Origin of the sequence: Pedobacter cryotolerans (genome assembly GCF_005116475.1) — a bacterium.
Taxonomy (GTDB): domain Bacteria; phylum Bacteroidota; class Bacteroidia; order Sphingobacteriales; family Sphingobacteriaceae; genus Pedobacter; species Pedobacter cryotolerans.
In genome coordinates, this window is the sequence record NZ_SWBO01000015.1 from 1 (window position 1) to 14,487 (window position 14,487).

At 35.5% G+C, this 14,487-nt stretch carries 6 protein-coding genes; 1 reads left to right on the forward strand and 5 read right to left on the reverse strand.

Annotation, left to right across the window (positions count from 1 at the left end):
• Positions 1 to 189: 189 nt before the first annotated feature.
• Entirely contained in the window at positions 190 to 1,146 is a 957-nt protein-coding gene (locus tag FA045_RS17450; RefSeq protein ID WP_136878373.1) for a transketolase family protein, read from the forward strand.
• Between the two features lie 236 nt (positions 1,147 to 1,382).
• Here the strand turns inward: FA045_RS17450 and FA045_RS17455 are convergent, their stop codons facing one another.
• The 5 genes from FA045_RS17455 to FA045_RS17475 form a co-directional block, all read right to left on the reverse strand.
• Positions 1,383 to 3,536, reverse strand: a complete 2,154-nt coding sequence (locus tag FA045_RS17455; protein WP_136878374.1) for an alpha-glucuronidase family glycosyl hydrolase — start codon at positions 3,534 to 3,536, stop codon at positions 1,383 to 1,385.
• A gap of 23 nt (positions 3,537 to 3,559) precedes the next feature.
• On the reverse strand, positions 3,560 to 6,172 hold the full coding sequence (locus FA045_RS17460) for a glycoside hydrolase family 3 C-terminal domain-containing protein (protein WP_136878375.1): 2,613 nt from the start codon (positions 6,170 to 6,172) through the stop codon (positions 3,560 to 3,562).
• A 111-nt stretch (positions 6,173 to 6,283) separates the two neighbouring features.
• A complete protein-coding gene (locus FA045_RS17465; RefSeq protein ID WP_136878376.1) occupies positions 6,284 to 10,405 on the reverse strand; it encodes a hybrid sensor histidine kinase/response regulator transcription factor in 4,122 nt (1,373 codons plus the stop codon).
• 117 nt (positions 10,406 to 10,522) lie between these two features.
• Positions 10,523 to 12,442, reverse strand: a complete 1,920-nt coding sequence (locus FA045_RS17470; protein ID WP_136878377.1) for a sialate O-acetylesterase — start codon at positions 12,440 to 12,442, stop codon at positions 10,523 to 10,525.
• 348 nt (positions 12,443 to 12,790) lie between these two features.
• On the reverse strand, positions 12,791 to 14,482 hold the full coding sequence (locus FA045_RS17475) for an endo-1,4-beta-xylanase (protein ID WP_136878378.1): 1,692 nt from the start codon (positions 14,480 to 14,482) through the stop codon (positions 12,791 to 12,793).
• Positions 14,483 to 14,487: the final 5 nt, after the last annotated feature.

Here is a 14,487-nt window from a genome sequence, read left to right on the forward strand (position 1 = left end):
GACATGAGATTTGAGACTTCTGAAACTCCAATTTCATTATAATATTGTTAAAAAGAGATTTGACATATAGATATGAAGGAGGGAAAATTTCTAACCCCATCTCACATCTCATATCTCACATCTCATATCTCACAAAAATGAAAACCTGCGAAGCAAGCTTGAACGCAGATAATTTAAAATATACACATCGTGAAAAAATACACATATACAGAAAAAAAAGATACACGTTCGGGTTTTGGAGCAGGATTGCATGAAGCAGGTAAACGCAATGAAAACGTTGTTGCCCTTTGTGCCGATTTGGTTGGCTCATTAAAAATGGATGCTTTCATCAAAGATTTCCCTGAGCGTTTTGTGCAAGTTGGTATTGCCGAAGCTAACATGATGGGCATTGCCGCTGGTTTAACCATTAGCGGAAAAATTCCATTTACAGGTACTTTCGCCAACTTTTCTACCGGTCGTGTTTACGATCAAATTCGCCAGTCGATTGCTTACTCTAACAAAAACGTTAAAATCTGTGCATCTCATGCTGGTTTAACACTAGGCGAAGATGGTGCAACACACCAGATTTTAGAAGATATTGGTCTGATGAAAATGTTACCGGGCATGGTAGTGATCAATCCTTGCGATTATAACCAGACCAAAGCGGCAACATTGGCCATTATGGATTACGAAGGCCCGGTTTATTTGCGTTTCGGTCGTCCGGTAATTCCTGTTTTTACACCAGAAGACCAGAAGTTTGAGATTGGCAAGGCATGGATGGTAAACGAAGGAACTGATGTTACCATTATTGCAACAGGCCACATGGTTTGGAGAGCAATTGAAGCTGGTGAAAAATTAGCTGAATTAGGCATTGATGCAGAAATAATAAATATCCATACCATTAAACCTTTGGATGAGGAAGCTATTCTAAAATCTGTTAAGAAGACTGGTTGCGTGGTAACTTGCGAGGAGCATAACAAATTTGGCGGATTGGGAGAAAGCGTTGCCCGTTTGTTGACTACCGAATATCTGGCACCACAGGAATTTGTGGCTGTTAATGATAGTTTTGGGGAAAGTGCTACACCAGATCAGTTGATGACAAAATATAAACTTGATCCAGCTGATATTGTTGCTACTGCACAGAAAGTGATGAAAAGAAAAGTTTAAAATAGATTTGAGACGTTAGATATGAGATATGAGACTTTAGAGGTTCAATCTCACAACTTGAACTAACTCAAGACTAGTAGTTGTCAGTCTGAGCGCTTGCCTGCCGTGGCTGGTAGTCGAAGACATTTAGTTTAAGGCGTTTCGACTACGCTCTCAACGTGACCACACAACTAAACACTAACTAAATTTAACTTTTCAATTCTCACATCTCACTTCTCATATCTCATATCAAAAAATCAATTCTTAATCCCTGGCACAAAACTAAACTTAAGATTTTGATAGTAAGTTAAATCATGTTCTGGTTTTTCATATCCGGCAGGTAACGGTAATTTTGAAAAAGATTGGAAATAAAGCAAACAAGCATCTCTCCACCATTTCGCCTCTTCATGTTGAATTTTTAGCAATTGAGTAACTTCCTGATGTCTATCCTCATCGATCTTCCCTTTCATAGTTACCCACGTTAATTGCATCGAATCAACACTTTTTACACCTTCATAATAATGTTTAACCAATTCATCCCATAACGTACTTCCAGAACTTAATTTGTCTGTCCATTTTATTCGATGAAACCACAACAAGTATTTTTGTGGCACTTGTTTAACATCTCCAAATTGATCAGCTACTGCTGGAAAGTATTGCGCAACAGCATTTGAACCAGTGGCTGTTCTGTTAAAACCAATCCCTACATTATCTGCTTTATGATAGTAAACTGAAGTCCAATCGTCTCTACCAGCATCATTTACCCACGGACCAGGCCCATAATGATGATTTTGTGCCATAATATGATGTAAACCCAATGGCGTCATGTAATTCACAATAGCTTCTCTAGAGCCCATCATCATTTTTTTGATGCCAGAAATTGCAGTTTTATCATTGGTAAATGTTAAACTGATCCATTCTTCGGCTAATTGACCTGCAGAAAATTCTGGATTCCAAGCTAAACGCCCAAAAGTATACCAATTAGCTTGAGCAAAAGGATGTCCACACCAATTTAAATCAGAACCAATATTGGCAACACCAGCAATTGCCGTTAATTGATGATTATCGAGCTTACCCGAAATTACCTTTGCTACCGTAGATCCTTCACCTTTTGCATAAGTATCTGCAGCTAAAACTTCTTTAAACATTGTTCCCAAATAAGCCAAATGAGTAGAGAAACCTAAGTATTCTTGCGTTAGTTGAAACTCCATCATTACTGGAGTAGCGGGCATAGCGCCAAAAAGTGGATGAAAAGGCTCACGAGGTTGAAAATCTATCGCTCCATTTTTTATCTGCACTAACACATTTGGTTTAAATTTCCCATCTAAAGTTTTAAATTCGCTATAGGCTTGTTTTGCCCTATCATCAGGCACTTTATCATCATAAACGAATGCTCGCCACATCACAATTCCGCCATAGGGAGCAAGTGCATCGGCCAACATATTTGCACCATCTGCATGGTTTCTACCATAATTTTGTGGTCCAGGTTGCCCCTCAGAATTTGCTTTAACTAAAAACCCTCCAAAATCTGGTATGTATTGATAGATTTCTTTTGTTTTATCTATCCACCATTGTTTAACCTGCGGATCTAATGGATCTGCTGTTTTTAACCCACCAATTTCAATTGGCGCACTAAACCGGGCCGATAAATAAACTTTTATCCCGTAAGGCCTAAAAACTTTAGCTAAAGCAGCAGTTTTAAGGAGATATGGAACTGTTAGCGATAAGGCATTGGTATTTACATTATTTAATACAGTGCCGTTTATACCTACTGATGCATTTGCACGAGCATAATCGGTATATCTTGTAGGTGTAAAACCTGGTAATTTATGCCATTCCCATAATGAAGATCCTGCATAACCACGTTCTACGGTTCCATCAAGGTTATCCCAATGATTTAAAATCCTATTTTTTATAGCTGGAGTTTCACTAATATTTAGGCTTACCAAAGGGATGTTAGCTTGCATTAACCTAATGAAATGAAAAACACCGTACAAAACTCCTTTATCATTTGTAGCGCTAATCATTATTTTTTGCTCACCATTAAAAGCTAAAGATTTGATCAAAAAACCATCGGCTGTTTTGGGCAAATCATCTGAATTAATAATGGCTTTTATGATTGATGAACTTTGTGGTGTACCAATAATTAGAGAGGCTGAATTGGTTGAAACAAATGGAACTTGCTTGCCTAAAAGCCCATTTATAGCCATTAAAATTTCTTTTTTGGCTACTAAATTGGTTGCTGAGTTCCCCTCAAAATTAATTGATTTGATTTGGCTGCTATATTTTTCGAGCAAAGCTTGATTTTCTATCTTATCATACCTTAGCCATAATCGATATCCCGTTTCGGCAAAAGAAAACTGAGTTAAACAAGTCAAAAGCAAGGCAATTTTATAGTTGAGGTACTTCATATTTAATGGCTTGGTAATTTTTGTTATAAAATAGAAATGGTTTTATTGAGTACATTTCCCGATGTTACATTCAATTCATCAGGCTGTGAGCCGCCTGCACTAATTAATAATTTTCCTTTGATCAATTGCGCAATACCTTCTTCGTTTACCAATGAAAGTTCTTCAGGCGAGAGTGTAAATTTTAAAACTCTACGTTCGCCAGCTTTTAGCGAAACACGTTCGAAACCTTTAAGCGCTTTAAGTGGCGATTTAACTTTGGTATTTGGGTTAGTGATATAAAGCTGAACAACCTCTTCTCCATCTAATTTACTGGTATTTGTTACAGCCAAACTTACCGTAATTGAATTACCACTTTTAATTTGTGTAGGCATAATTAACTGCTCGTACTTAAAGGTGCTATAGCTTAAACCGTACCCAAAGCCATACAAAGGCTTACCTTCAAAATAACGATAAGTTCTCCCTTTCATTGAGTAGTCTGAAAAATCTGGCAAATCAGAATCGCTACGGTAAAAAGTTACGGGCAATCTTCCCGCTGGATTATAATCTCCAAAAAGCACATCTGCCACGGCAGTTCCTGCAGATTGGCCGCCATACCAAGAATTTACAATGGCGGGTACATTTTCTGCTTCCCAAGGAATGGCGATAGCACTACCAGTCATCATTACAAAAACCAATGGTTTACCTGTATTTTTAAGTACTTTCATCAACTCTGTTTGTACTTTAGGCAATAAAATTGAAGTACGATCACCTCCTTTAAATCCAGGGAAATTAACTTTCATTTCTTCTCCTTCTAATTGTGGCGAAATACCACCTACAAAAACAATGGCATCGGCATCCTTAACCCTATCAGCAAGCGCTAAAAAATCTGTTTTTTGATAATTTCCAGCACTTAATTTAATGTTTGCTTTGCCATCGCCTTGCCAATATTCTACAGCAAGTTCATAAGATTTGCCACTTTCTACAGTCAGTTTGTATTGTCTTGATCCCCATCTATTTCTTGTCCATGCATTTAGCACTTCTTTTCCATTTACCATAAATCGGTATCCATCATCCCCTTCTACCTCAAAAGTAATATCACCATTTTGGTTAGCTATATAATTGGTGGTAATTCGAGCAGAAAAATTTCTGGCCTTTATACCTTCAATAACCTGCTCCCCCTCTTGCCAAGCTAGATTTAGCTCAGTCTCGTAACGAGTTATCGGATTGCCTTTTAACTCTACATTATCAAAATATTCTGCCTTAAAACCTTGCTTACCATCAATACTGCATTGCTTAGCATAAGCGGTGTATACTAGCAAAGTATCATTGGTAAAATTGATAGCTTGCTCATAAACCACATTGGCATTTGGCAATTTTTCTTTAATGCCTTGCACCACTGTTTTAAGTTCTGATGGGATACCGTTATAATTGCCCAAAATGGCGATAGAATTGTTAGCATTTGGTCCCAAAACCACAATTTTTTTGGCCGATTTACTTAATGGCAAAGTTTGATTTTGGTTTTTAAGCATTACAATAGATTGCTGTGCCATTTTTAATGCATGGGCTTTATGCGCTGCACTTTCTAAAACTGAAGAAGGCGTTTGTGCATATTTTACCATTGCTGGAGGATCAAACATCCCCAATTTAAACCTTGTCATGAAAAGTCGTTTTACCGAAACATCGATTTGAGCTTCGGTTAATTTGCCATCTTTAACTGCCTTAACAAGAGATTTATAAGCGTCTGTTCCACATTCTACATCAGTACCGTGTAACACGGCATCAGCCGATGCACTTGCCGCATCTGCATGGGTTTTATGGTTTTTAAAGAAATCATCAATACCCCAGCAATCTGAGGTTACGTAACCCTTAAAATTCCATTTTTTACGCAAAATATCCACCATCAGCAAATCGCTTCCGCAGCAAGGCTGAGTTTGAAAAGCATTATAAGCACACATTACCCCTTCAACTTTGGTATCTACCACTAAAGTTTTGAATGCAGGCAAATAGGTGTCCCACAAATCGTATTTGCTCACTTCGGCATTAAAAACGTGGCGTTCTGGTTCTGGGCCACTATGTACCGCATAATGTTTAGCACAGGCAGCAGCTTTTAAATACTTAGGATCATCGCCCTGCAAACCTTTTACAAACCAAGCCCCCATTGCAGCCGTTAGAAATGGATCTTCTCCATAAGTTTCTTGTCCACGCCCCCAACGCGGATCGCGAAAGATGTTAATATTTGGTGTCCAATAGGTTAAACCCATGTAACGATCGCCACCTTTGCCTGCTGCTACTGCTTTGTTGTGTATCGCTCTACCTTCTAATGCCGAATAATCTGCCATTTTAAACAAAGAAGCTTTATCAAAAGTTGCAGCCATACCTATGGCTTGCGGAAAAACTGTTACCTTATACGGTGTTCTAGCCACACCGTGTAAAACCTCATTCCACCAATCGTAAGCCGGAATCTCTAAACGTGGTATTGCTGGAGCCGTATTTAGCATTTGACTTACTTTTTCCTCTAGTGTCATTCTGGCTACCAAATCATTTACACGAGTTTCGAAATCGAGTTTATGGTTTTGGAAAGGAAATTTTTGAGCTTGCGCAAATGTATTGAAAGAAATTGTTAGCAATAACAATACTAGTTTGAATATAGACTTCATACGGTTTATCTTGGTTAATGTCAAAACTAATAGCATTTGGGCTATTAGGATAGACTATTTGTGTAAAAAGAAGTATCAAATGTTTGTTTATCATTTAAACAATGTTGATGACTACTTTTTACGTTTAGCTTGAATATATTCTGATGGTAACATATTAAATTGAGTTTTAAATAATCTCGAAAAGTAACTAGGTGTACCAAAACCCGTCATATAGGCTATCTGTGCAACATTGTAATCGCTCTTTTCTAATAACTCTACAGCTCTATCTAATTTTACAGATCGGATATATTCTATAGGTGTTAAACCAGTAATTTCCAATAATTTATGATAGAGTGAACCTCTGCTCATGCCTACGTGTTTACTGAGCTCTTCTACTGAAAGTTCTGGATTATTTAGATTTTCATCGATATACTTTACGATTTTGTTTAACAGTTTTACCTCGCTAGACTCTATTTCAATCTCTTTAAGTTGCACCTGAACTTGCTTAGAGTAGGCAGTTTTTACCGAGTCATTAAATGATAATAGATTATCGATTTTGGCATGTAGAATATTAAAGTTAAACGGTTTGGTGAGGTAATCATTAGCACCAGATTTAAGTCCCTTGATTTGATCATCTTCTCCACTTATTGCGGTTAATAAAATCACAGGAATATGGCTCGTTCTTTTATCAGATTTAATTTTCTGACTTAATTCAATTCCGTTCATTTCTGGCATACTGATATCACTCACTACCAACTGCGGATGTCCCGATAAGGTCTTTTGCCAACCTTCTTTGCCATTAGACGCTTCAATAATATGAAAGAAAGGCTGCAAGCTATCTTTTAAATGAAACCTAAACTCATCGTTATCTTCAACCAAAAGTATGGTTGCTATTTTATTTTCGCTTGGCGTAAATATAGGTTCAGCAAGATCTATATTTTTATTATTTGTTATTTCACTCTCATTTAACTGATCATCCAAAAGATGAGGAATTACCATCTGATTTAACAATTTTATGGGCATTTTAACTGTAAAAGTAGTTCCCTTGCCGAGTTCACTTTGGAAAGTTATTTCGCCGCCATGTAACTCAACAAATTCTTTTACAATTGATAACCCTATCCCACTACCTTGATTAAGTATGGATGTTTCATTATTATCCATAAAAAACCTAGTGAAGATTTTGTTTTTGCTTTCTTCGGCAATGCCGATACCAGTATCTGCTACAGATAATGTAAATATTTGATGCGCTCCTTCATTTTCGAATGATGTTGTTAAAGCAACCTCTCCACCTTCGTTAGTAAATTTAAAAGCATTAGATAACAGGTTAAAAATAATCCGTTCTATCTTATCATGATCAAATAAAGTTTGAATACTTTTGATATCATTTTTAACTTTTAATGCTATTTTTTTTCTATCCGATAAGTCTTGAAAAGCTTCGGCGGCATCATTAATAAAAGCTATAATATCACCTTCATGCAAGTTTAGCCTAAGCTCTTGTTCTTCCATCTTTCTAAAATCAAGCAACTGATTTACAAGATTTAATAACCTTCGAGCATTTCTTCTAATCATTTTCACCTGATTTAAAACAGAGAAATCTTGATTTACAGAAAGTAATTTATCTACAGGAGCTAAAATTAGTGATATAGGCGTTCTAAACTCATGGCTTAAATTGGTAAGAAATTTAATCTTTTGGATATCTAATGCATGAGCACGTTCTGCCTCTCTACGTTGCTGAAATACTCTTTCTTCGGCATTAATTTTGTCTTGCTCTTGTGCAAGCTTTTGTTTAATTCGTTGTATACCACGTTGTCGCAAACCAAAAAGTATTGCAAAACATAAAAGCACATAAAAAAAGTAAGCGTAGGTTGTTCTATAAAGTGGCGGGTGTATATGCAGTACAACTGATGTAACTTCTTTACTCCAAACTCCCTCATTGTTACTCGCCCTCACCTCAAATACATAATCTCCTGGATCGAGATTTGTGTAATATGCTGTTTTTTCACTGCCAACATAATTCCAATTTGTTTCTAAACCTACTAAACGGTATGCATAATGATTTTGTATTGGAGCAGTGAAGTTTAGTGCGGTATAGGTAATAGAAAAATTTTGACCGTAATTAAGGTTTATTTCTTTTGCAGCACTTATTTGCTCTGTAATTGGCGATGATTCACTTGGAAGAACCGTGATATTTGCAACTTTTAACTCTGTGAGTAGCACTTTAGGTACAACTATACGTGTTGGAAGTGTTGTAGGAGAAAAATAATTGAAACCGTCTTGTCCGCCAAAATACAACTCTCCATCAGAAGTTAAAAGACCAGAGCCTAAAACAAACGGACCATCTTGTATACCATTAGGCTTACCAAAATTTTTAAACCTTTTTGTTAATGGATTGAATGAGCTAATCCCTTTATCTGTACTCACCCAAATTAACCCATCTTTACTTTGCAAAATTTTATAAACTATATTATTTGCTAAACCATTTACTTCTCCAAAGTTTTCGAATTTACCTGTATTATTATTTAGCATACAAAGACCTCCGCCACTTGTACCAGCCCACAGGTTACCCTTGTTATCATGTAAGAGACTAATTACAATATCACTAGGTAATCCACTTTTCTGCTTATTAAAAACTTTAAAAGCACCTGTTTTTGTTTGAAGTTGAATAATACCTGTACCGTTAGAAGCTATCCACATATCGCCATTTCTATCTTCAGAAATTGCCCTCATAAATCCATTAGTAGGCATCAATTTTGGTAGAATAGCTTGCGTACCATATCTTTTAAATAAACTTGTTTTAGGATCGAAAACATTAATACCGCTTCCATTGGTTCCAATCCATATTAATCCCTTACTATCCTCTTTGATAAAAAAGATATCGTTTTGACTTAAATCAGTTGGTTTGTTTCCTGCTACAATTTGTCTGTAACTTTTATTGATAGGATTATAAATAAATATTCCATTTTGATAGGTACCAATCCATAATTGCCCTCGAGAATCTAATTCCAATGCAAGTATGGTTAATGGATTTCTTAAATCTAATTTACTTTTAATTTCAGGATGCTCGAACATCCCAGTGTTTCGGTCAAATAAGTTTAAACCTCCCCCATCAGTTCCTACAAAAATTTTCCCCTTTTTATATTCTACAAATGAAGTTACAATTGGTGATGAAAGTCCTTTTGGATCAAATAGACTGCTTATTTTAAGATTAAATAAAGCCAAATTTGGATCGAGTTTATTTACACCGCCTTGGTAAGTACCTACCCAAATTATTCCGTTTTTGGCCATAAAAATGCTCCTCACAGATTTATGGCTTAAACTAAAAGATCTACGTTTATTTGGTTTAATATTAGAAAAAGAGCCCTTATCTACATCAAAAACACTAATCCCATCTTCTGTACCCAACCACAAATTTCCATCATTTGCCAATTTAGTTGTGTAAATAATATCATCAGAGATTGATTTTTCATCAAGTTTTAAAAATTGTTTAAATTCATTGCCATTATCCAATAATAAATTTAAACCTTTATTAGTACCAAAATATAAGCGGTTATATTTATCTCTTACGATAGATCTTATGCAGTTATCACTTAAACTATTGGGATTTGAGGCATTGTGAACAAATTTTTCAATATGACCAGATTTCTGATCTACCCTTAAAAGACCAACACTTGTTCCAATCCAAATTTTACCTTGGTCTGCTTGAGCAAAAGAAAGTACACTAGAACCTAAACCTACTAAACTATCTATACCAATATTGGTTACTTTTAAAGTTTTTCTGTTAATAATTCGGTATCCGCCAAATGTGCCAACCCAAATGTTTCCATTTTGATCTTCGTATAGGTTAAGTACATTAAATACACTTTTTCTATTTGGTATTCCTTCTCCTTTAAATGATTTAAACACATTATGCTTTGCATCATAATAAGCTAAACCGCCCCCGCCAGTACCAATCCATAATCGCCCAGTTCTATCTTCTAAAAGCGATGTTATATCATTAGATGGAATACTTAAACTATCATTACTATTATACGTATAAACCGTAAAATTTGTGCCGTCGAACTTATTCAGCCCATCATTAGTGCCAAACCAAATTAATCCAGTTTTGTCTTGAATTATGGTGTTTATTGTATTTGCAGATAATCCATTTTTTGTAGTAAGGGTAATGAACTTCGGATCATTTTGACCAAACAAAGCATTGCTAAATAGCATTAATAGAAAAAGCAATTTTATACCTGATTTTATTTTAAACATCATAACTGTTGCACAATTTTCAAAAAGAATTGCCGTAAACTTTATAATTAAAAATCAAAATAAGCTCAAAAGCTATTTTAGATTTATACTTGTTTTTTTTACATTGACAATAGCCAATATTTATTTTTTTACCATCACTTCAAATGGCGAGGCAGGTAATCCATTTTTATTGTACAAATTTGCCCCTCTCGGATTATCTGCCCATCCATAACGAACACCTTTTGGTTCCAAAACCAAATCATTCCAAACCCAAACTGTATTTCCTTCTATAATTGCTTTGGCCCAAACATACTTCTTATCTGCACCTAAAATGGCGAAATGATAAAGTGGTAAGTTATCATTAGTGATTAGTCCGCCGCCAACATGATCAAATTCTAATTTTATTTTATTGCCATGAATTGTTGCTGATTTGTTTAATGGACCAGAATATACATCCAATTTATTTCCATAAGCTAAATGATCGGCCCATAATGCTAACCTTTCGCCAATTTCCTTTTTATTTAATGGATGGATATCATTCCACTCGCCTAAATCAATTGTAACAGCCATTCCTGTATTTGGCGTGCTTAATGTTTTTAGCTGACTTTGACGCAGCTGTGCCCAATCACTTTCTACAGGAGAATAATCTACCTCCATAAAATTAGGCAACTGAGCAAAAAGAAAAGGTAAATCACCTAAATCCCATTTTGCACGCCAATCTTTAATTAGTGCCGGAAGTAGCTTTGCATATTCTTTAGGTTTTGATGCATTGGTTTCTCCTTGATACCATAAAAAACCTTTTACTGCATAATTAATTGCAGGTGCAACCATGGTATTATAAAGTCCGGTAGGAGAACTTTGTGCCACAATAGGTTGAGGAGTATTAGATAATTTTTGAATATTGTTTGGCTGTTGAAAAACCTGATTTACTTGATAAAGCCAATCGCCCCTTAAATCGATTATTTGTTCATTTGCCTGTAGCGAATAATTTTTTTCGGGAACAAAACCACCTTTACCATTGGTATTGGTAACTTTTATTAAAATGGTATTTTTACCAAGTTTTAATACGTTTGCAGGAATGTTGTATCTTCTAGGTGGGTATTGATAAGTTGTGTTTCCTACAAACACACCATTTACAAAGGCAGAATCAGAATCTATAATACGGCCCATGTAAAGTTTAGCTGGTACACCTATCATACTTTGCGGAACATCTATCTCTCTTTTAAAATATAAAACCCCATTTAAGTTTTTAATTCCTTGGTCTGCCCAGTAACCAGGCATAAAAAACTTATACCAAGTATTAGGCACATAAGTTGTTTTACTTTGCGAAGCAGCGGAATAAGAGATACTACTTTTTTGCCTATTCATAAAAGCAGTATCTTTAAAATTTTTAGTTTGTGCTAAAATAGATGGAAATTCATTAAAGGCTTCTTCGCTCATCCAAGCTTCTATTGGTGTACCGCCCACACTTGAATTGATGATACCAATTGGCACTTTATATTTTTGATATAATTTTTTGGCAAAAAAATAAGTAACACCACCAAATTCTAATATACCATCTTTTGTAGCTTGTTTCCATTTACCAGTAGGAAGATCCTCATACTTTTTAGTAACATCGGCTTTTGTTGGCACGAAAAAGTTTCGAATGTTTGGAAGATCATCATTTTTAATCTCATTAGGATAATTTTCACGTAAACGCTCCATACCTAAAACCATGTTAGATTGGCCTGAGCAAAAATAGACATCCCCTATCAAAACATCAGTTAATGTAATTTTATTTGAGCCTTGAACGCTCATGGTATATGGCCCTCCAGCTTGCATAGCAGGAAGCATAATTAACCACTTATTTTGGTTCGAAGTAAGTGTACTTATCTTTTTTCCGTTAAATGTAATTGTTACACGCTCACCAACAGCTGCCCAACCCCATATTTTTAATTTAACATTACGCTGTAACACCATGCTATTGCTAATGAGTTGAGGGAGTTTTATCTCGGCACTACTGGTAAAAGTTAAAAGCAAAATGAATGCAGACAAAAAGATGTGTCGCAATGGCAAGTTCATATTAGGTTATATTTTTGGCATTTATTAAACCCGAATATAGGAATTAAATTTCACAAAGCAATCGGTTGCATAAATATATTTATCAGCCTATCATTAAACACTTATGGTCATAAAATGATTAAATAACAGCGAACTAATAATTGATAATTTATGTAAAATTATTTCTATTAATACCTACCTAATAATAGTAGCTAATCTTATCATAAAAAATCGGTAAAAAAAATCCAGAAGAAAAAAATTCTTCTGGCTCATCAAAATTATTGATATTGCTTTAACTAAAAAAGCGGCTGGCTAATAGTAGCCAACCGCCCATAATTACCAAATTATTATATAAACTACTCTTCTTACTTAGTTTACACCATTACTTAACAAACCTTGCTTAAAGCCAGCATACGCTGGTTTTTTATTAAAGTTTTTATCAAATAAAAGTGGATAATCTAACCTGTCTGCTGCAACATTGGTAGTAGTATTTAACCAACTTGTAGCATCATCAACACCCCAAATTGTAATACCACCTCTTTGTGCTTCAGGTACGTATTTTAAATAAGTAGCCACTACAAATTTATACATAGCTGCTTGCATTCTTAAATCAAATTCACTTGGTTTATATCCAATAGCAGGGTTTGGCCCACCTGGATTAATTCTAATATCTAATTCAGATATTTTTACTTTAAGGCCTGTAGCTGCAAGTTTCTGCATCATGTTTATGATATTTGCATAAGGAGTAGTAAGCAACATGTGCATTTGCGTACCTACGCCAGTTATTCCAGAATTTGCGTCTTTCAACTCTTTAGCCAAAGCAACAAATGCATCAAGCTTAGTAGTGCTACTTTCTAAATTATAATCGTTTATATACAAATCTAAACTCGGATCAACAGCTTTTGCGTATTGAAATGCTTTTTTAGCAAAATCTCTACCCAAGTAGTTTTGCCATACAAAAATATCTGTTCTACCTGTAGATGGTGTATTGGCATTATTTCTTAATTCGCCAGCATCACTAAATGGTTCGTTTACCACATCCCAAGCCTTAATTTTGCCTTTATATCTATTTAGCACAGTCTCGATATGCGTTTTCATGGCATTGTCTACAATTGCTATAACTGCAGGCCCAGTAGGTGGTGGAACTACAGAAGCATCCAATACGCTAACATCATCAATGTAAAGTGTATTTGCTGTTCCACCTAAATCAAATGCTACTTGTATGGCAGTTACACCCGCCGGAACAACATATTCATAAGTTGATCTAGCATAACTTGTTGTTACTGCTCTACCACCTTGATAATTGATACCTCCAGCTGTAGCCCCCAAGAAAGACCTGATTTCTATTTGAATATTTTGAGCAATTGCTCCTCTAATAAAGTAAGAAATGTTGTAGGTTTTACCCGCAGTAACAGGAATATTTGTTTTGGTTACAATTTGGGTGTTAAAATTTTGACCACCAGCTGGAACATTTACCTGTAAAGCTTTAGAACCAGTATTTGTATTTGTACCTGTAATTACAAATTGTCCTGATCCGTTTAACACAGACCAACCATCTGCAGGTTCGGCTGGTGTTGCTATTGTTGTTGCCTCGAAACTTGGGTTTACTACTAAGTTTGAAGCGCCACCGCCCCCACTTCCACCACCAATTAAGCCGTTGTAGTAACTAGCCCTTTGCTGCGAGTGCCATACTAAAGTATGACCAAAAACTTCTATACCCGCAGTAGTTGCCAAATTTAAGAATGCATCGGCAGTGGTAAAATCATAAGTTCCATCGGCTCTTACAATGGTATTGTTTTTTAGTTCATTTCCAAAAGTAATTGCATTTGCATCAGCTTTAATGGTTTCCCAATATTTACTTCCTGCCGGAGATGATAAAGGATATTCTGCCGCAATACCAATAGGAAATTTTGCAAAACTTTTTAAAGCGCCATCAAAATCAGTAAAATTGCCATCATTTTCAAAGCCTTGATTTTGGCTATCCTTTTTACAACCAGTAAAAAGCAGAATGAATAATACAGTGATGTAAAAAAAATTGTTAATTAATTTATAATTTTTCATATTGT

Coding starts and splice junctions, on each gene's coding strand:
- FA045_RS17455 (WP_136878374.1), bottom strand. CDS start 3,536: ATGAAGTACCTCAACTATAAAATTGCCTTGCTTTTGACTTGTTTAACT.
- FA045_RS17460 (WP_136878375.1), bottom strand. CDS start 6,172: ATGAAGTCTATATTCAAACTAGTATTGTTATTGCTAACAATTTCTTTC.
- FA045_RS17465 (WP_136878376.1), bottom strand. CDS start 10,405: ATGATGTTTAAAATAAAATCAGGTATAAAATTGCTTTTTCTATTAATG.
- FA045_RS17470 (WP_136878377.1), bottom strand. CDS start 12,442: ATGAACTTGCCATTGCGACACATCTTTTTGTCTGCATTCATTTTGCTT.
- FA045_RS17475 (WP_136878378.1), bottom strand. CDS start 14,482: ATGAAAAATTATAAATTAATTAACAATTTTTTTTACATCACTGTATTA.